The organism is Streptomyces sp. BK340 (genome assembly GCF_007827595.1).
Taxonomy (GTDB): Bacteria; Actinomycetota; Actinomycetes; order Streptomycetales; family Streptomycetaceae; genus Streptomyces.
Map to the genome: position 1 here is coordinate 73,515 of NZ_VISR01000006.1, position 17,800 is coordinate 91,314.

Genomic DNA, 17,800 nt, shown 5'->3' on the forward strand with positions numbered 1-17,800 from the left:
GGTACTCATGTGACATGACTGGAGACGGCGAACGCTCGCCCGACGGACAGTTGATCGGTGGGCGCTACCGGCTCCTGGAGCGCCTGGGCGCCGGTCCGTCCGGGACCGTCTGGCGGGCGCGGGACGAGCAGGGCCGGCGGGACGTCGCCGTCAAGGAGCCCCTTCTGCCCGGGGATCCGGCCGACGACGAGGAGAGCCGGCGGATCGCGCACCGTCTGTGCACGGAGGCGCGGGCCGCCGCCCGGGTACGGCATCCCTCGGCCGTCACCGTGTACGACGTCGTCGCCGAGGACGGACTTCCCCGGATCGTCATGGAGCTGATCCGCGGGGAGTCGCTGCGGGAGGCCGTCGGACGTGGGCCGCTGGAGCCCGCCGAGGCCGCCCGGGTCGGACTCGCCGCCCTCGGGGCGCTCCGGGCCGCGCACGCCGTCGGGATCGTGCACCGGGACCTCAAGCCCGCCAACGTCCTGATCGAGTCCGGCACCGGGCGGGTCGTCGTCACCGACTTCGGGATCGGGGACGGGCATGCCGGAGACGGGCCCGCCGAGTTCGTCGCGCCGGAGCGGGCGTCGGGGCGCGGCGCCGGTCCCGCCTCCGACCTGTGGTCCCTCGGGGCGCTGCTCGCCGCCGCCGTCGAGGGCGGGGACGCCGGCCCGCTCGGCCCGCTGCTGACCCGGCTGCACGCGCCGGAGCCGGAGGCGCGGCCGGGCGCGGAGGAGGTCGCGGCGGTGCTGGAGGCGTGCGCCGGCGTGCTGCCCCCGGCGGAGACGACCCCCGAGAACCAACGGGAGGCCCGGCCCGAGCCGGAGCCCGAGCCGGCGCCCCGGCCCCTGTCCTCCGCCCCGGTCACCGTGCCGCCCGCCCCCACCCCCGACCCCCGCCGCCGCACCCCCATCGCCGCCCTCGGGCTCCTCCTCGCGAAAAAACCCGGATCCGAGTGATCGTCACCTCGACAACGCCCTGATCAGCACATTTCCTGCCAGTGATCACTGGCGTTGTGTGTGTACTCCGTGAATCCCCGTTACCGACGGGTACCCAAAGCCTTCGCCTCGGCATACCCTGCGCGTCATGACGGACTCGCAGGCCCCGGACATCACCGGTACCAACCCCCTCGCGCCCGCCCCCGAAGGCGCCCGCACCGCCGCCGACGTGGTCACCCCCGAACTGGTGGCCCAGCTGACCAAGGGCGTCGTCGGCTCGGGCCGTACCGCCAACCACACGCCGTTCACCGGCGAGAAGCTGGCCGACCTGCCCGAGTCCACCCCCGAGGACGTGCTCAAGGCCTTCGAGGCCGCCCGCGCCGCACAGGCGGTGTGGGAGAGGACGCCGGTACGGCAGCGGGCCGCCGTGCTGCTCCGCTTCCACGACTTGGTGCTGGAGCGCCAGGCGGAGGTCCTCGACCTCATCCAGCTGGAGACCGGCAAGGCGCGCCTGCACGCGCACGAGGAGGTCCAGGCCGTCGCGGTGGCCGCCCGCCACTACGGCCGCAAGGCCCCCGCCTACCTGCGGCCCAAGCGGCACGCGGGCGCCATGCCGACCCTGACGAAGGTCACCGAACTCCGCCACCCGCGGGGCGTCGTCGGCCAGATCGCCCCCTGGAACTACCCGCTGGAGCTGTCGGTCGGCGACGCGCTGCCCGCCTTCGTCGCCGGCAACGCGGTCGTGATGAAGCCGGACACCGAGACCTGCCTCACCGCGCTCTGGGCACGTGACCTGCTCATCGAGGCCGGACTGCCCGCCGACGTCTTCCAGGTCGTGCTCGGCGAGGGCCCGGTCGTCGGTCCGGAGGTCGTCCGGCACGCCGACTACGTGTCCTTCACCGGCTCCACCCGCACAGGGCGCGAGGTCGCGCAAGGCGCGGCGGCCCGCCTGGTCGGCGTCTCCCTCGAACTCGGCGGCAAGAACGCCATGCTGGTGCTCGACGACGCCGACATCGAGAAGGCCGCCGCCGGGGCCGTGCGCGCCTGCTTCTCCTCCGCCGGTCAGCTCTGCATCTCCATCGAGCGGCTGTACGTCCACGAGTCCGTGGCCGACACCTTCCTGGAGCGCTTCGCCGCCCGCACCAGGGGCATGCGGCTCGGCAACTCCCTCGCCTACGGCGCCGACATGGGCTCGCTGGTCGGGGAACGGCAGCTGAAGACCGTCGAACGGCACGTGCAGGAGGCCGTCGCCAAGGGCGCGAAGCTGGTCGCGGGCGGTGTGGCCCGTCCGGACATCGGCCCGTACTTCTTCGAGCCGACCGTCCTCGACGGCGTCGAGGATTCCATGTCCGTGTGCGAGGAGGAGACCTTCGGGCCGGTCGTGTCGATCTACCGCTTCAAGACCGACGACGAGGCGGTCGAGCGCGCCAACTCCACGCCGTACGGCCTGAACGCGTCCGTGTGGACCAGGAGCGCCCGCCGCGGCCAGGACGTCGCGTCCCGGCTGCGCACCGGCACCGTGAACGTCAACGAGGGCTACGCACCCGCCTACGGCAGCGTCCAGTCCCCGATGGGCGGCATGAAGGACTCCGGTCTCGGCCGCCGCCACGGCTCCGAGGGCATCCTCAAGTACACCGAGGCCCAGACGGTGGCCGAGCAGCGGCTGCTGCCGATGGCGCCGTCGCTCGGCATGGACGACGAGAAGTACGCCCGGTTCATGAGCCGCAGTCTCCGCCTCATGAAGGCGTTCCGCTTCCGCTAGAGCAGGACAACCCCGTTCTCGACGAGGAGAGCACGTGTCGCAGGAGAAGTCTGTCCAGGTCCGGGACGAGGACGGGTACGACTACGACGTCGTCGTCGTGGGTTCGGGGTTCGGTGGTTCGGTGACCGCCCTGCGCCTGACCGAGAAGGGCTACAAGGTGGGCGTCCTGGAGGCCGGCCGCCGCTTCGCCCGCGACACCCTCCCGAAGAACTCGTGGGACCTGAAGAACTACCTCTGGGCGCCCAGGTTCGGCATGTACGGCATCCAGCGCATCCACCTGCTGGGCAACGTGATGGTGCTGGCGGGCGCCGGTGTGGGCGGCGGCTCGCTCAACTACGCCAACACCCTCTACGTGCCGCCGAAGGCCTTCTTCGACGACCCGCAGTGGAAGGACATCACCGACTGGCAGGAGGAGCTGAAGCCGTACTACGACCAGGCGCGGCGCATGCTCGGCGTCCGGCTCAACCCCACGATGACCCCCTCCGACGTGCACCTGAAGGCGGCGGCACAGCGGATGGGCGTCGGCGACACCTTCCACATGGCGCCGGTCGGCGTGTTCTTCGGCGACGGCAAGGACGCCGACGGGACGGCGAAGGCGAGTCCGGGCGGGCAGGTCGACGACCCGTACTTCGGCGGGGCCGGCCCGTCCCGCAAGGCCTGCACCGAGTGCGGCGAGTGCATGACCGGCTGCCGGCACGGCGCGAAGAACACCCTGAACGAGAACTACCTGTACCTCGCCGAGAAGGCGGGTGCGGTGGTCCACCCCATGACGACGGTCGTGTCCGTCACCGACGACTCGCGGGGCGGCTACGCGGTGGCGACGCTGCCGACGGACCAGAAGAAGAAGGGCAAGGGACGGCTCTTCACCGCGCGGCGGGTCGTGATCGCGGCCGGCACGTACGGCACCCAGACCCTGCTGCACCGCATGAGGTCCGGCGGGCAGCTGCCCCACCTCTCCGCCCGCCTCGGCGAGCTCACCCGCACCAACTCCGAGGCGCTGGTCGGCGCGCAGACGGACAACCGCCGCTACCGCAGGGCGACCGGAGAGGCGAAGGCCGACTTCACCCGCGGTGTCGCCATCACGTCCTCCATCCACCCCGACGAGAACACCCACATCGAGCCCGTCCGCTACGGCAAGGGCTCCAACTCGATGGGCGGCCTGTCGATCCTGCAGGTCCCCTACGCCGAGGGCTCCTCGCGCGTCCTGGCCTGGCTGGCGAACGCGGCCCGCCACCCCGTGCTGGTCGCCCGCTCCCTGTCCAACCGGCGCTGGTCGGAGCGGACCATCATCGGCCTGGTGATGCAGTCCCTGGACAACTCGCTGACCACGTACCTGAAGCCCGACGGCGTCGGCAAGGGCCTGCTCACCGCCCGGCAGGGTCACGGCGCGCCGAACCCCAAGCAGATCAAGTCCGCCTCCGAGGCCGCCTCGGCCCTCGCCACCGAGATCAACGGCTTCGCGGGCAGCAATGTCGGCGAACTGATGGGCACCCCGCTGACCGCGCACTTCCTGGGCGGCTGCCCCATCGGCGCCTCCCCGGAGACGGGCGTGATCGACCCGTACCACCGGCTGTACGGGCACCCCGGCATCTCGGTCGTGGACGGCGCCGCGGTCTCGGCGAACCTGGGCGTCAACCCGTCCCTGACGATCACCGCGCAGGCCGAGCGGGCCATGTCGTACTGGCCGAACAAGGGCGAGGAGGATCCGCGTCCGGCGCAGGGAGCGGCGTACGAACGCCTGAAGCCGGTGGAGCCGCGCACCCCCGCGGTCCCGGCGGACGCGTTCGGCGCGCTGAAGCTGCCGTTCCTGGGGATCCCGGCGGTGCCGCCGAAGAAGTAGCCGGACCGGAGAAGTCCTCGGGCCGCCCGCAGAAAGCACCGAGGGACCTGCATCCCCCTCCGAACGCAGGTCCCTCGCTCATACCGTCTTCTTGATCCGGCAGCAGGTTTGATCAGCGAGGGGGCTGAACGGTTGTGCCGCCTCATGCGATATTTATGTGATGTGAGTCACGCATGAGGGGGGTGTGGTGGGCGTGACGGGTGTGTGGGCATGACGAAAGGGCCCCGCGGGCTTGAGCCGCGGGGCCCTCTTTCGTCAGCACCGACGTCAGGGCGGCGCCGGTGCCTGGGGGCGGCGCCGGGGGGTTGCGCCACCTCTCCTGTGGTCTCGACCCCGGGCGGACAGGCGGGGATGGTCAATGCCGGTGTCTGCGAGGGGACTTGGGGGGCTTTCTACGCATCGTGCTGGATGAGCGAGGCATCCGCAACCGTTTGACCCGGCACTGGTGCATTTTTGCAATTTTCCGCCGGTCGGCCCCGGGCGTCCCCGGAGCCGGCCGTTCTCTTGGGTGACCGGGCTGCTGTCCCCTGCCGTCCGGTCACTTCTCCGGAGCGAGGTCCCACGGCGCACGGCACGACCCGTACACCTCATCGCTCCGGCGAGCCACGCGTGGTTCTGTCGGGCCCGCCCCTGGCTGGCACGGACACCGGGATCAACGAAGCGGTCCGTGGGCCGGTCACGCGCCGTACGGGTGAGAGCGGGACCGAACTCAGATGCGACCCCGGCACAGCTCCAGCAGCGTCATCGCGAGGGAGGTGCCCGGCTTGCCGAGGGCCTCGCGGTAGCGGCCGAGGATCTCCATCTCGCGGGAGAGGTTCACCCGCCGGCCGCCGGAGGCGATGCGGGTCTGCTGGACGACGGTGGACACGGCCATCCGCTCCTGGATGAGCCCGATGATCCGGTCGTCGAGCGCGTCGATGCGCTCGCGGGCGTCGGCGATGGTCCGGTCCGCACCGGTCGTGGCCGCGATGCTCATGATGGGGGCTCCTCGTGAGGTGACTGATGGATGCCCCGGAACGACAGAACCCGGAAAACGACAGGCGCCCCGGGCCTTGTCGGCCCGGGGCGCCTGGGAAGTCGCTTGGCGTTCAGCTCAAGCAGCACGACCATGGCAGCCGGCGGGCCGGGTGCCATAGGTAAAGACGAAGGTCGAGTGCTTGCGCATGGGGCCAGTATGCCATGGCGCTTTTCCGCACGGCCGGTCCGGGCGGAGCCCCCGGCCGACGGGAGCTGTCCCGCCGGCACCCCAGTTAGAATCGGAGACACAGACCCCCGCCCAGACCGCCGGAAGGCACCCCGTGTCATCAGCGACTCCCGCTGCCGCCACCCCCGACACCGTCCTGGTCGTCGACTTCGGCGCGCAGTACGCCCAGCTCATCGCCCGCCGTGTCCGCGAGGCGCGGGTCTACAGCGAGATCGTGCCGAGCACCATGCCGGTCCAGGAGATGCTCGCCAAGAACCCCGCGGCGATCATCCTCTCCGGCGGCCCCTCGTCCGTGTACGAGGAGGGCGCCCCCCGTCTGGGCCGCGAACTCTTCGAGGCCGGCGTCCCCGTCTTCGGCATGTGCTACGGCTTCCAGCTCATGGCAGAGGTCCTCGGCGGCACGGTCGACAACACCGGCGCCCGCGAGTACGGCCGTACCGACCTGCACGTCTCCCGCACGTCCTCCACCCTCTTCGAGGGCACCCCGGCCGAGCAGCACGTGTGGATGTCGCACGGCGACGCCTGCTCCGCCGCGCCCGAGGGCTTCACCGTCACCGCGTCCACGGACGTCGTCCCGGTCGCCGCCTTCGAGAACGACGAGAAGAAGCTCTACGGCGTCCAGTACCACCCCGAGGTCATGCACTCCACGCACGGCCAGCAGGTGCTGGAGCACTTCCTCTACCGCGGGGCGGGCCTGACCCCGTCCTGGACCACGGGCAACGTGATCGAGGAGCAGGTCGCCGCGATCCGCGAGCAGGTCGGCGACAGGCGCGCGATCTGCGGTCTGTCCGGCGGCGTGGACTCCGCCGTCGCCGCCGCCCTCGTCGCCCGCGCCATCGGCGACCAGCTGACCTGCGTGTACGTCGACCACGGTCTGATGCGCAAGGGCGAGACCGAGCAGGTCGAGAAGGACTTCGTGGCCGCGACCGGTGTCAAGCTGGTCGTCGTGGACGCCGAGGAGCGCTTCCTGACCGCGCTCAAGGGTGTCAGCGAGCCCGAGGAGAAGCGGAAGATCATCGGCCGCGAGTTCATCCGCGTCTTCGAGCAGGCGCAGGCCGAGATCATCGCCGACGAGGGCCCGGCCGTGGAGTTCCTGGTCCAGGGCACCCTGTACCCGGACGTCGTCGAGTCCGGCGGCGGCACCGGCACCGCCAACATCAAGTCGCACCACAACGTCGGCGGCCTCCCCGAGGACCTGGAGTTCAAGCTCATCGAGCCGCTCCGCAAGCTCTTCAAGGACGAGGTCCGCATGGTCGGCCAGGAGCTGGGCCTGCCGGAGGAGATCGTCCAGCGCCAGCCCTTCCCGGGCCCCGGCCTCGGCATCCGTATCGTCGGCGAGGTCACCAAGGAGCGCCTGGACCTGCTCCGGGACGCCGACGCCATCGCCCGCGAGGAGCTGACGGCGGCCGGCCTGGACCGGGACATCTGGCAGTGCCCGGTGGTCCTGCTCGCGGACGTCCGCTCGGTCGGCGTCCAGGGCGACGGCCGCACCTACGGCCACCCGATCGTGCTGCGCCCGGTGTCCTCCGAGGACGCCATGACCGCCGACTGGTCGCGTCTGCCGTACGAGGTCCTCGCCCGCATCTCGACCCGGATCACCAACGAGGTCCGGGACGTCAACCGGGTCGTCCTCGACGTGACGTCGAAGCCGCCGGGCACCATCGAGTGGGAGTAGTCCCACTTCTGAGGATCATGTCCGCTTGAGGGCTCGCACCGGCTCTCCGGGCTTCCAGACCTGGGTGACCAGGTACTTCTCGTCCTCGACGTAGGTCCGTACGACCTCCGTCAGCTCGGTGCGGAAGAGGTGGAACGGCTGCGGCGGTTCCACCTCTTCGACGTATGCCGCCCTGGCCGCGCCGTCCTCGACCTCGAACGCCCGGCCACCGATCCGCACGTCCCCGCTGCCCATGTCGGCGCCCGGGTTCGCCTGGAGCGCGAAGCGCGGGTCGCGCAGCAGGTCGAGGGCCTTCAGGGAGCGCGGCATCATGCCGAGCCACAGCTCACCGCCCAGGAACCGGACCTCCAGGCCGGACGTGCGCGGGGACCCGTCCCTGCGCAGCGTCGCGAGGACGTGGTGCCGGTGACCGCCGAAGCGCTCCTCGGCGAGCGCTGCCAGATCGGGTGCTGCGGTGCTGAAGGCTGCCCAGTTCATACGTGCCAGTCTCACCGGCAAACCGGACATCCTCTGTCGTGTATTCGCTGCGTACGTCATCTTTACAAAACAGCTCTGCCCTTTTGCGCTGACCGGCGGTAACTTCCGGCCCGTACAGCACTCCCCACGCTGGAGGATCTATGCACGGGCCGACTCCGCCCCTGCCGCTGCCCACCGACCAGCTGCAGTTCGCCATGCCGCCGATGCACGACTCGGTCGAGGACGAACGCCGGCACCGCAAGGAGCGGCTCGCGGGCGCCCTGCGGATCTTCGGGCGCGCCGGATTCGAGGACGGGGTGTCCGGCCACATAACCGCGCGGGACCCCGAGTTCAGCGACTGCTTCTGGGTCAACCCGTTCGGGATGCCGTTCAAGCACGTCACCGTCAGCGACCTCGTCCTCGCCAACCAGGACGGACAGGTCGTCGAGGGCCGCTACCACGTCAACCAGGCCGCGTTCACCGTGCACGCCCAGGTCCACGCCGCCCGCCCCGACGTCGTCGCCGTCGCCCACTGCCACTCCGTGCACGGCCGGGCCGTCGCCGCGCTCGGCGACCTGATCGACCCGATCACCCAGGAGAGCTGCGCCTTCTACGAGGACGTGGCGCTCTACGACGCCTACACCGGCGTCACCGTCGACGCCGACGAGGGCCGCCGTATCGCGACGGCCCTCGGCTCCCGCAAGGCGCTCGTGCTGCGCAACCACGGGCTGCTGACCGTCGGGGACTCGGTGGACGCGGCGGCCTGGTGGTTCATGTCGCTGGAGCGGTCCTGCCAGGTCCAGCTGATGGCGAAGGCGGCCGGCCGGCCCGTCCTGATCGACCACAAGCAGGCCGTGGCCACCCGCGAACAGCTCGGCGGCGACCTGGTGGGCTGGATCAACTACCAGCCGCTGTGGCAGGACATCAGCCGCAGCGAACCGGATCTGCTCAGCTAGAAGCCCCGCAGGACGGTGGCCTTCGTCCGCGCGAACTCCTCGTCCGTGAGCACCCCGTCACGGTGCAGCTCGCCCAGCTCCCGCAGCCGGCGCAGCAGCACGTCGTGGTGGTCGGCCCGCGCCGGACCGGTGGCCGGCGGCCGGTCCCGCTGCGTGAACGCGTCGCCGGTGCGGGTGGCGGGATGCGGCAGCCGGGCGGTGACGGCCGCGGCGACCAGCGCGGTCAGCAGGTCGCGCCGGACGCTGCCCCACAGGTCGAGGGTGTAGGGATCCCGCTCCGGCGGCAGCTTGGAGAACGCCGTCTCCCGGGTCACGAACCTGAGGAAGCCGTCCTCGTAGCCGGAGTTGGGCAGCCACTCGACCTGGACCAGGTCGCCGAGGCCGATGATCCGCGGGCCGGTCGCGCGCTTGACCCGGTCGGAGGTGTCGGCCCAGTCGACGCGCACCTGCGCGCCGTCGAAGGAGACCGTGCCGTCGGAGGAGCGCACCGAGACCGGAACCGGCGGACCCGGCAGGAGATAGGCCGCCGTGGGCGCCTTGGGGACCTGGTCGAGCAGCAGCGCGTGCCGGATCTCCTCGGCGACGAACTCGGCGACCCCGCCGCGGTCCGCGTCCACGGTCAGCCGGTAGGGGTCGGCCGCCTCCGGCAGCCGCCCGCCGGTGGCCTGCAGCAGCGGGTCGGCGCCCTCGCGCAGCCGCATCCGCAGCCGGCCGCGCCCCCGCTGGGGTTCGTAGCCGACGCCGGACACCGCTTCCAGCGGCACGGCGATCTCCCCGTACGTCTGCCGGAACAGCGGTACGGAACGGTGGAGTCCGGGGGTGATCCTGATCGTGCTGCCGTCGAACGCCCAGGTGCCGTCCCGCTGGATGATCTCGGCCATGGGGAGATTCTCGCAGCCGGGTCAACTCGGTGGCCCGAACTTCACTCTTCTGGACCTGGAGAGCGGGGCCGGAACGCCCTTGCGTAGGGCACAATTCGCTCTCGACACAGGGGAGTTGCACGGCGGTGGGGCGGCCCGCAAAGGGGGCCGTCGGCCGTGTCCCGGGGCGAGGGGAAGGCGGGCGTCGGGCGTGGCGGTGCAGGAGGCGAGACAGGGCGCGGCAACGGGTGCCGAAGGGGCGCACGGAGGCGGCTGCGCCTGCGGGGACTGTCCGCACGGGGCCCGCGAGGGACATCGGCGGGCCGTCGCCGCGTTCCTGCGCGCCCGCGACGGGTTCGCGGCCGGGCAGGGCCTGCCGGCGGGCGTGGCGCACTCGGCGTCCGCCTCCCGCCAGTGGGTGTCCGCGGAGCTGACCGAGCAGGCGGAGGCCGTCGCCGAACGGGGCCGGGCGGAGGGCGAGGCCTGGCTCGCCCGGCTGTGGCTGCGCACGGCGTGCGCGGTGTGGGGCGCTGTCGTCGCCCTGCTGCTCGCCGAGTCGCTCACCGCGGTCGGCGCGGGCTGGACCGGCACCCGTACGGCCGCACTGCTCGCCGCGCTCGTCGTCGCGGCCGCCCTGACCGCCGCCTCCTGGTTCCACCGGGCACGCGGTGGCGTCCTGGCCCCCGTCATCGGCGAGGACAACCGGATGTCCACCTCCCGTACGGTGGCCGCCTGCTGGGTGCTGTTCGTCGTCTACGCGGTGCTGCTGCTGGCGGGCCGTCTGGCCGCCGCCTCCGACCACGCCGCACGCGACGCGCTGCTCTCCGGCCTCGACCTCGCGCGCGGGGCGGGCGTGGCGACCGTCCTCGCCGTCGTGTGCGGCATCGCCGTGCTGGTCCGCCGGGTCGTCGGCCTGCGCATCATCGGTCTGCGGCTGCAGAAGGTGCCGGCCCACCGGCCGCGCGCCGCCGACCTGCTGACCGACGACTCCGGCCGGGGCGCCTTCGCGGACATCCAGTACGTCGTCGTCAGCGCCGTCGCCCTGGCCTTCGCCGCGGTACGGCTGGCCCGCCGCCCCGACCAACTGCCCGACCTGCCCTGGGGCCTCGCCGTGGTCGTGCTGATCTCGGCCGCGACCTATCTGGCCGGCAAGTACGCCGAGGGCGGCCGTCCGGTGATCCTTTCCGTGGTCCGCGCCCGTGAGCCCGGAGACCTGGACGGACCGATCCGCACCGGCGACGACGTCGAGATCCGCGGCACCGGCTTCGTCCCACCCGGCGCCCACGGCGCCGACCGCCTCTCCCGCATGGTCGTGCGCATCGGCGCGGTGGACGTCCGCGTCCCCCTGGTCCCGGTCCCCGGCGGCTTCCGCAATCCCACGGACACCGTGCTGACCGTCCCGGTCCCGGCCGAGGTGGAGCCCGGCTCGGTGGAGGTACAGGTGGTCACGGCGGCCGGGGTGGCGACCAACCGGTGCACAGTCCACGTGACGGAGTGAGAACGCGCGGCGTCCTTCCCGAGGACGGGGACCCGAAATCCGGAAAACGTCCGGAGAGGATTGAACCGTTCCCGTTTGTCATGCGTATCGTCGAGTGAGGGGTCGGCGCACGGCGGGTGAGAGGCGGCTAAGGGGCATGACTCACGGCATGCGGACGGACACGCAGATGTCCCATCTGAACCGCGGCGACTGGCGGGACACGGCAACCCGCTACGCCCTCCTTCCGCTCCGGATCTTCCTCGGGGTCACCTTCATCTACGCCGGCCTGGACAAGCTCACCGACAGCGCGTTCATGAAGTCCGGCGGTGCCGGCTCGGTCGGCGACATCATGCGAGCCGCCCGCGACTCCGCGGCCGTCCCCGCCCTGGTCGACATGGCCCTGAAGAGCCCGGTCGGGTTCGGCTACGCCATCGCCCTGGGCGAGCTGGCCGTCGGCATCGGCACCCTGATCGGCCTGCTGGCCCGGCTGGCCGCCCTCGGCGGCGCGCTGATCTCGCTCAGCCTGTGGCTGACCGTCAGCTGGGCCACGACCCCCTACTACTACGGCAACGACCTCGCCTACCTGATGGCCTGGCTGCCCCTCGTCCTCGCCGGAGCGCCCTACCTCTCCCTGGACGCGGCCTGGCGCGCCCGCCGACGGCAACGGGCGGGCGGCGGCTACCGCTAGGGTGTGCCGTCACATTCCCGTCCGCCCCGCGGCGGGACCCCTAGGCCCTGTCGTCAAATTCCCGTCTGCCCCACGACGCCTGGCACGCACTCTCGCCGCACCGGGCGAAAGCCCAAGTACGTCCCGTACGAGGACTTCCGCCCGGCACGCCGAGAGCACGCACCAGACGCCGCGAGGCCGCCCTTCGGGCGACGACGGGAATTTGACGACAGGACCTAGGCCCCCCGGCCGTTCTCGGCGCCGCGCCTTCTGCGGATGCCCCGGGTCACCGCCGCCGTGACACCGGCGAGGACGAGGCCGCCCGCCACCAGCGGGACGGCCATGAAGGGGGGCGTGTTCCACAGGTCCGCCGCGTCACCGGCGTAGACGGCGCCGGCGGCGGTGAGGGAGAGACCGGCGACCAGCTTCCCGGGCTGGAACTCATGACGCAGCACGGCTGACCTCCACCTCTCCGACGCCCACCCGCAGATCGAGCCGCAGTGTCCCGGTGTCCTTGCCGTCCTTGCCGTCCTTGCCGTCCTTGACCGGCGACAGCGTCACGGTCCTGTGCCTACCGGGCTGCACGTCCACGTCCTTCCCGTTCTCGCCGGGCAACCGGATGTCGCCCACCCCCACGTCGACACTCATCCGCACGCTCGCGCCCGCCGGCACGATCACCTTCAGCTGCCCCGCTCCCACCTCGGCGTCCGTGGCCACCGTCTGCCCCTTCGCCGGGTGCACCCGGGTCAGGTCCAGCGTGCCGACACCGGTGCCGAGGCTGTACGAGGACCGCACGTCCGCCGTCGCGGCCGGCTTCCAGGACGTCTGCCGCCAGTGGGTCGTGATGTCCTTGGGCAGAGCCGTGGCCCCGGCGAGCAGCGCCGCCGTGACGATCGCCAGGAACACCGAACCGGCCCCGGTCCGCCCCAGGAAGGCGCTGAGCGTGATGCCCAGACCGAAGACGACGAGCGCGCAGGCGAGGCCGGCCTGCAGGCTGGTGCCCAGCGGGTGCGTGTCCCAGGTCAGCCCGGTGCCCACGCCGCCGGCCAACAGGGCGAGCAGGAATATCCAGCCGCCGATCCAGCGCGGGCCGCGTGGTCTCGGGGGCGCGGTGCGCTGCGGGTGTGCCGAGCCGTTGTGTGGCCAGGGGGTGGCGATGCCGACGTCCACGGACGAGTTCGGGTCACGGGCGTCCCCGGGGCCCCAGAGATAGCCGGTGCCGCCGACATGGCTGCCGTCCTTGACGATCGGGTCCCGCCACCAGGACGGGTAGGTGGTGACGACCGGCGGCGCCTGTGCCTCCGGCGGGGCGTCGGCGGCAGCCTGCGCGGCGAGCGGATCGGGATCGGCGGCACCGCGCCGACGCGACCAGTAACCGGCGCCGGCCAGCAGCAGGGAGAGCACCACGGCGAAGGTCAGCACCCCGCCGTTCTTCAGCATGGTCAGGAAGATCCCGCAGCCGACCAGGGCGAAGAGCACGGCGGCCAGCGCCTGGCCGTCGACCCGGCCCGTCAGCAGCCTGCGGACCTCGTTCTCCTCTTCCTCCTCGTACGGCACCAGCAGCCAGGCGAAGCCGTAGAAGATGAGACCGATGCCGCCGGTCGCGGACAGCACGGCCAGGGTGATCCGGAAGATCACCGGGTCCATGTCCGTCTGCCGCCCGAGCCCGGCGCACACCCCGGCGATCATCTTGTGCCGGCGGTCGCGCCGGAACCGGAGGATGCCGCTGGCGGTCTCCGGCTCCCCGGCGGTGTCCTGGTCCCGCGTCGCTTCCGTCCCTTCCCTCTCTCCTGCCGTTCCCGTTCCTCCCGTCGCGGCGGGCGCGGCATCCGTCGGTCCGGTGCCCGGGGCCGGGCGCGGGCCGGGGCCGGGTCCCGGACCCGTCGCGGCGTGCTCGTGATCCGTCATGCGTCCATGGTGACGGCCCGGCCGCCGCGACGGCAGTCGGGATGACCCTGGGCGAACCCTGAGATCGGCCCCGAGGGACGGCGGGGAGGCGTTCGACGCCCGGCCGGCGTGCCGATTCGAACGCCCGGCTCGAAGATCAGGGGAGTCTAGGGGGCAGACCCTGATGCTCCGCGCCCACGGCCATGTGACCATCGATGGCATGCCGGAAGCCGCAGCCCTGCCCCTCGACGACCCGCGGCCGCCGCGCAAGCTCTACCGCAGCAGCGACGGACGCTGGCTCGGCGGAGTGGCGCGGGGCCTCGCCGGGCACCTCGGGCTGCCCGTGATCTGGGTCCGGCTCGCCTTCGTCGGCCTGTTCATGGCGAACGGACTCGGCGCGCTGCTGTACGCCGCGTTCTGGTTCTTCGTGCCGCTCGGCGTCGGCGGCGTCGGCGACCAGAAGCCGCAGCCGCCGGCGGGCACCGCGACCTCGCCGGAGGGCCGCCGCAGACTGCTGGCCCGCAAGCCGGACAAGGGCCAGATCGTCGCCCTGCTCCTCATGGTCATCGTGTCCATGGTCTTCGTCGGCAGTATCAACCTGACCAGCGCGGCCAAGGCGTATCTGCTGCCCTCCGTCCTGGTCGCGGCCGGTGTCGCCCTCGTCTGGCGCCAGGCGGACAACGCCCGCAGGGCCCGCTGGGTCGAGGTCGGCAGCCGGCGCCGCACCCTCACCCTGCTGCGCGCGGGCGCCGGTGTCCTGCTGGTCACCGCAGGCGTCTCCGCCATCTTCGTCATGCAGGGCTCGGCCGCCCACCTCGGCGCGGTCCTCCAGGCCGCACTCGTCGTCCTCGTCGGCATCACGCTGCTCGCCGGCCCCTACCTGGTCCGCATGACCCAGGACCTGTCCGAGGAACGCCTGATGCGCATCCGCGCCCAGGAGCGCGCGGAGGTCGCGGCCCACGTCCACGACTCCGTGCTGCACACCCTCACCCTGATCCAGCGCAACGCCGACAACGCGGGCGAGGTCCGGCGCCTCGCCCGCGCCCAGGAGCGGGACCTGCGCACCTGGCTGTACAAGCCGGAGGGCACCGGCAAGGACGAGGCCGACGAGCCGGACACGGTCGCCGAGGCGGTGCGGCGCAGCGCGGCCGAGGTCGAGGACAAGCACGGCGTGCCCATCGAGGTGGTCGTGGTCGGCGACTGCCGGCTGGACGAGAGGACCGCCGCACAGATGCAGGCCGCGCGCGAAGCCATGGTCAACGCCGCCAAGTACGGTGGCGACGGCGGTGCCGTGCAGGTCTATGCCGAAGTCGAGGGAAGGACGGTCTTCGTGTCCGTCCGTGACCGCGGCCCGGGCTTCGACCTCGACTCGATACCCGCCGACCGCATGGGCGTTAGAGAATCGATCATCGGCCGTATGGAACGCAACGGCGGCACGGCCCGGCTGCGGGCGGTGCCGGGCGGCGGCACGGAGGTCGAGCTGGAGATGGAGAGGGCGGAGAAGACGTCATGAGCGACGCGACCGAGGCGAACGGTACGGCGGGGGCGGCGGAGCCGGCCGGGTCCGGCCCCGCCGGGGAGCGGCATGTGCGCGTGGTGCTCGTCGACGACCACCGCATGTTCCGCACCGGGGTGCAGGCCGAGATCGGTCAGACCGCCGAGACCGGCGTGGAGGTGGTCGGCGAGGCCGCCGACGTCGACCAGGCGGTCACGGTCATCACCGCGACCCGGCCCGAGGTGGTCCTCCTCGACGTCCACCTGCCGGGCGGCGGCGGGGTCGAAGTGCTGCGCCGGTGCGCCGGGTTGATGGCGGACGCCGAGCAGCCGGTGCGCTTCCTCGCACTGTCCGTGTCGGACGCCGCCGAGGACGTCATCGGTGTGATCCGCGGCGGTGCCCGCGGCTATGTCACCAAGACCATCACCGGCACCGACCTGGTCGACTCGATCTTCCGGGTCCAGGAGGGGGACGCCGTCTTCTCCCCGCGCCTGGCCGGGTTCGTCCTGGACGCCTTCGCCTCCACCGACGCCCCGCCGGTCGACGAGGACCTGGACCGCCTCACCCAGCGTGAGCGGGAGGTGCTGCGCCTGATCGCCCGGGGCTACGCCTACAAGGAGATCGCCAAGCAGCTGTTCATCTCGGTGAAGACGGTCGAGTCCCATGTCTCGGCGGTCCTGCGCAAGCTCCAGCTGTCCAACCGCCACGAGCTGACCCGCTGGGCCACGGCCCGCCGCCTGGTCTGACCCTGCCGGGCAGCCGCCCTCACGCCACCCGGGTGGCCCCCGCGAACGGCATCTGGTCGATCGGGGCCACCCGGACCGGTGCCGAGGGGTTCGGGGCGTGGATCATCTGGCCGTTGCCGATGTAGAGACCCACGTGGCTGATGCCGGAGTAGAAGAACACCAGGTCACCGGGCTGGAGTTCCGAGCGGGAGACCCGCCGGCCCGCGTTGATCTGGGCGTAGGTGGTGCGGGGCAGGGAGACACCGGCGGAGCGGTAGGCGGCCTGGACCAGGCCCGAGCAGTCGAAGGCGTCCGGGCCGGTCGCGCCCCACACATAGGGGCTGCCGAGTTTCTGGTAGGCGTAGGCGACGGCCGCCGCCGCGCGGGAGCCGGGGGCGGCGGGGGAGCCCGTCGGCTCCAGGTCGGGCCGGGCGTTCGGGGCCGAGCGCGAGGCGTGCCCCGCCGCGGTGCCGTCGCCGGTGACCTGCGCCCGCTGTGCCGGAGTGAGCCCGGCCAGCAGCTCGCGCGCCTGGGCCAGTTTCCCGGTGATGGTCTTCTTCTGCCGCTTCAGCTCCGCCTGCCGTGACCGCAGCGCGTTCAGATCGGTCCGCGCGGCACCGCGCAACTGCTCGATCTCCCGCAGCTGTTCGCGCACCCGCGCCACCGCTCCGGCCTGCCGGTCGCCGGCCCGTTCCGCGAAGGCGGCCCCGTCCAGGTACCGGTCGGGGTCGCTGGACAGGGCCAGCTGCCAGGCGGGGTCGATCCCGCCCTCGCGGTACTGCGCCGCCGCGTACGAACCCAGCGCGTTCCGGGCCGCGTTGAGCTTGTCCTGCTTGCGGGCGGTCTCGTCCCGCAGCGAGTTCAGCCGCCGCTGGGCCGTGTCCGCCTTCTCCTTGGCGCCGTTGTACTTCTCGGTGGCGGTCTCCGCCTCCTGGTACAGCTTGTCCACCTTGGCCTTCACCTGCGTCGGTGTCAGCTGCGGCTCTGCGTGGCCGGTTCCGTCGAAGGCCGTCGCGGTGGCCGCACCCGCCAGGGCGAGGGTGACGGCCGTCCGGGCCGTGTTCCCGCCGAGCGAGCGCTGTCGGGGCTTGCGGTGCGCTGCCACCTGGACCGTCACGTCCTTCCGTAGGACTCCTGCGACCGAACGAGCGGTGCGTCCGGCGACGGCCCGCACAGGGGAAACGGGCCGCCGCCGGACCTTTCTCGGCGGTGGTGCCCGACTGCCGCCCCTGGCCCGGGCGGCGGTGGGGAGCCGGTCACCTGGGGGAGGACGCTAAACCCGGGTGTGACGGGCTGGTAACGCGGAGTGCGTAACTGGCTTCGAGTGATCGCGGCATGACCGCATGTGGTCGAATTGCAAGTCTGGAGTCGTCGGGTTCACGTAGCGTGGTGACCGATGCGCGGAATGTGGGGCATGCGGTGGTCGCGTGCTGCTATGGGGCGCATATATGCAGGCTCCACGGATGCTCCCGGCGGGCCCGGTGACAGAGCGCTGTCGGGTCCCTGATTAGGCTCCGGGCTCATGGACGTACTCATCCATCTCTTCGTCGGCCTGCACATCATCGGCATCGCCGCGCTGCTCGGCGGTTTCCTCACCCAGATGAAGGCGATGGGCCGGGGCACGGCCCGCTTCGTCCCCGGGATGCTGCACGGCGCGTTCACCATGCTGGTCACCGGTGTGGCCCTGGTCGGCCTCAACCAGGCCGACGGCCACCACGTCAACACCGTCAAGATCGGCGTGAAGCTCACCCTGCTGATCGTGATCCTCGGGCTGGTGTACGTGAAGCGCGACGAGGAGCAGGTGGACAAGGGCCTCTTCGGGCTGGTCGGCCTGCTGACCACGGCGAACGTCTTCATCGCCGTGCTGTGGACGTGA

Annotated in this window: 16 protein-coding genes; 10 read left to right on the forward strand and 6 right to left on the reverse strand. The window is 72.0% G+C overall.

Going from position 1 to position 17,800, the window contains the following annotated elements:
- Nucleotides 1-14 precede the first annotated feature (14 nt).
- From FB157_RS14320 to FB157_RS14330, 3 genes are all read left to right on the forward strand, one after another.
- Entirely contained in the window at nt 15-941 is a 927-nt protein-coding gene (locus FB157_RS14320; RefSeq protein WP_145879577.1) for a serine/threonine-protein kinase, read from the forward strand.
- A 127-nt stretch (nt 942-1,068) separates the two neighbouring features.
- The gene (locus tag FB157_RS14325; protein ID WP_145879579.1) at nt 1,069-2,682 is read left to right on the forward strand and encodes a succinic semialdehyde dehydrogenase; all 1,614 of its coding nucleotides are present in this window, start codon (nt 1,069-1,071) and stop codon (nt 2,680-2,682) included.
- A gap of 34 nt (nt 2,683-2,716) precedes the next feature.
- The gene (locus FB157_RS14330; RefSeq protein WP_145879581.1) at nt 2,717-4,522 is read left to right on the forward strand and encodes a GMC family oxidoreductase; all 1,806 of its coding nucleotides are present in this window, start codon (nt 2,717-2,719) and stop codon (nt 4,520-4,522) included.
- A 709-nt stretch (nt 4,523-5,231) separates the two neighbouring features.
- Here FB157_RS14330 and FB157_RS14335 read toward each other — a convergent pair.
- Nucleotides 5,232-5,498: a chorismate mutase gene (locus FB157_RS14335; RefSeq protein WP_145879583.1), complete on the reverse strand. Its 267-nt coding sequence runs from the start codon at nt 5,496-5,498 to the stop codon at nt 5,232-5,234.
- Nucleotides 5,499-5,820: 322 nt separating this feature from the next.
- Between FB157_RS14335 and guaA the strand changes: the two genes are divergently transcribed.
- A complete protein-coding gene (gene guaA, locus FB157_RS14340; protein ID WP_145879585.1) occupies nt 5,821-7,401 on the forward strand; it encodes a glutamine-hydrolyzing GMP synthase in 1,581 nt (526 codons plus the stop codon).
- A 15-nt stretch (nt 7,402-7,416) separates the two neighbouring features.
- On the opposite strand, the gene FB157_RS14345 is transcribed toward guaA, so the two are convergent.
- Complete coding sequence (locus FB157_RS14345; protein WP_145879587.1) at nt 7,417-7,878, reverse strand: pyridoxamine 5'-phosphate oxidase family protein; 462 nt, start codon at nt 7,876-7,878, stop codon at nt 7,417-7,419.
- A gap of 140 nt (nt 7,879-8,018) precedes the next feature.
- Here FB157_RS14345 and FB157_RS14350 point away from each other — a divergent pair, with 140 nt between their 5' ends.
- Nucleotides 8,019-8,813, forward strand: a complete 795-nt coding sequence (locus FB157_RS14350) for a class II aldolase/adducin family protein (RefSeq protein WP_145879589.1) — start codon at nt 8,019-8,021, stop codon at nt 8,811-8,813.
- Here FB157_RS14350 and FB157_RS14355 read toward each other — a convergent pair.
- Complete coding sequence (locus tag FB157_RS14355; protein ID WP_145879591.1) at nt 8,810-9,694, reverse strand: DUF4429 domain-containing protein; 885 nt, start codon at nt 9,692-9,694, stop codon at nt 8,810-8,812. The genes FB157_RS14350 and FB157_RS14355 overlap by 4 nt on opposite strands.
- Nucleotides 9,695-9,884: 190 nt before the next feature.
- Between FB157_RS14355 and FB157_RS14360 the strand changes: the two genes are divergently transcribed.
- Together FB157_RS14360 and FB157_RS14365 are read left to right on the forward strand one after the other, a co-directional pair.
- Nucleotides 9,885-11,171, forward strand: coding sequence for a hypothetical protein (locus FB157_RS14360; protein ID WP_145879593.1), 1,287 nt, complete (start codon nt 9,885-9,887; stop codon nt 11,169-11,171).
- Nucleotides 11,172-11,307: 136 nt separating this feature from the next.
- A complete protein-coding gene (locus FB157_RS14365) occupies nt 11,308-11,838 on the forward strand; it encodes a DoxX family protein (protein ID WP_186581503.1) in 531 nt (176 codons plus the stop codon).
- Between the two features lie 215 nt (nt 11,839-12,053).
- On the opposite strand, the gene FB157_RS14375 is transcribed toward FB157_RS14365, so the two are convergent.
- Nucleotides 12,054-12,272 carry a hypothetical protein gene (locus tag FB157_RS14375; RefSeq protein ID WP_145879599.1) on the reverse strand — a complete coding sequence of 73 codons (219 nt, stop codon included), beginning with the start codon at nt 12,270-12,272 and terminating at the stop codon, nt 12,054-12,056.
- Entirely contained in the window at nt 12,259-13,725 is a 1,467-nt protein-coding gene (locus FB157_RS14380; protein ID WP_145879601.1) for a PspC domain-containing protein, read from the reverse strand. Before FB157_RS14380 ends, FB157_RS14375 begins: the two co-directional genes overlap by 14 nt.
- A 199-nt stretch (nt 13,726-13,924) precedes the next feature.
- On the opposite strand from FB157_RS14380, the gene FB157_RS14385 reads away from it, so the two are divergent.
- Entirely contained in the window at nt 13,925-15,217 is a 1,293-nt protein-coding gene (locus tag FB157_RS14385; RefSeq protein ID WP_145879603.1) for an ATP-binding protein, read from the forward strand.
- A complete protein-coding gene (locus FB157_RS14390; RefSeq protein ID WP_145879605.1) occupies nt 15,214-15,945 on the forward strand; it encodes a response regulator transcription factor in 732 nt (243 codons plus the stop codon). Before FB157_RS14385 ends, FB157_RS14390 begins: the two co-directional genes overlap by 4 nt.
- Nucleotides 15,946-15,964: 19 nt before the next feature.
- Here FB157_RS14390 and FB157_RS14395 read toward each other — a convergent pair whose 3' ends face one another.
- The gene (locus FB157_RS14395) at nt 15,965-17,029 is read right to left on the reverse strand and encodes a C40 family peptidase (protein WP_186581521.1); all 1,065 of its coding nucleotides are present in this window, start codon (nt 17,027-17,029) and stop codon (nt 15,965-15,967) included.
- Nucleotides 17,030-17,446: 417 nt separating this feature from the next.
- Between FB157_RS14395 and FB157_RS14400 the strand changes: the two genes are divergently transcribed.
- Complete coding sequence (locus FB157_RS14400) at nt 17,447-17,800, forward strand: hypothetical protein (RefSeq protein WP_145879609.1); 354 nt, start codon at nt 17,447-17,449, stop codon at nt 17,798-17,800.

What these genes read in the sequence shown, in the direction of transcription:
- FB157_RS14400 (WP_145879609.1), top strand. Translation starts at nt 17,447, where the DNA reads ATGGACGTACTCATCCATCTCTTCGTCGGCCTGCACATCATCGGCATC.
- FB157_RS14385 (WP_145879603.1), top strand. Translation starts at nt 13,925, where the DNA reads ATGCCGGAAGCCGCAGCCCTGCCCCTCGACGACCCGCGGCCGCCGCGC.
- FB157_RS14325 (WP_145879579.1), top strand. Translation starts at nt 1,069, where the DNA reads ATGACGGACTCGCAGGCCCCGGACATCACCGGTACCAACCCCCTCGCG.
- FB157_RS14350 (WP_145879589.1), top strand. Translation starts at nt 8,019, where the DNA reads ATGCACGGGCCGACTCCGCCCCTGCCGCTGCCCACCGACCAGCTGCAG.
- FB157_RS14345 (WP_145879587.1), bottom strand. Translation starts at nt 7,878, where the DNA reads ATGAACTGGGCAGCCTTCAGCACCGCAGCACCCGATCTGGCAGCGCTC.
- FB157_RS14380 (WP_145879601.1), bottom strand. Translation starts at nt 13,725, where the DNA reads ATGACGGATCACGAGCACGCCGCGACGGGTCCGGGACCCGGCCCCGGC.
- FB157_RS14355 (WP_145879591.1), bottom strand. Translation starts at nt 9,694, where the DNA reads ATGGCCGAGATCATCCAGCGGGACGGCACCTGGGCGTTCGACGGCAGC.
- FB157_RS14390 (WP_145879605.1), top strand. Translation starts at nt 15,214, where the DNA reads ATGAGCGACGCGACCGAGGCGAACGGTACGGCGGGGGCGGCGGAGCCG.
- FB157_RS14320 (WP_145879577.1), top strand. Translation starts at nt 15, where the DNA reads ATGACTGGAGACGGCGAACGCTCGCCCGACGGACAGTTGATCGGTGGG.
- FB157_RS14365 (WP_186581503.1), top strand. Translation starts at nt 11,308, where the DNA reads ATGACTCACGGCATGCGGACGGACACGCAGATGTCCCATCTGAACCGC.
- FB157_RS14335 (WP_145879583.1), bottom strand. Translation starts at nt 5,498, where the DNA reads ATGAGCATCGCGGCCACGACCGGTGCGGACCGGACCATCGCCGACGCC.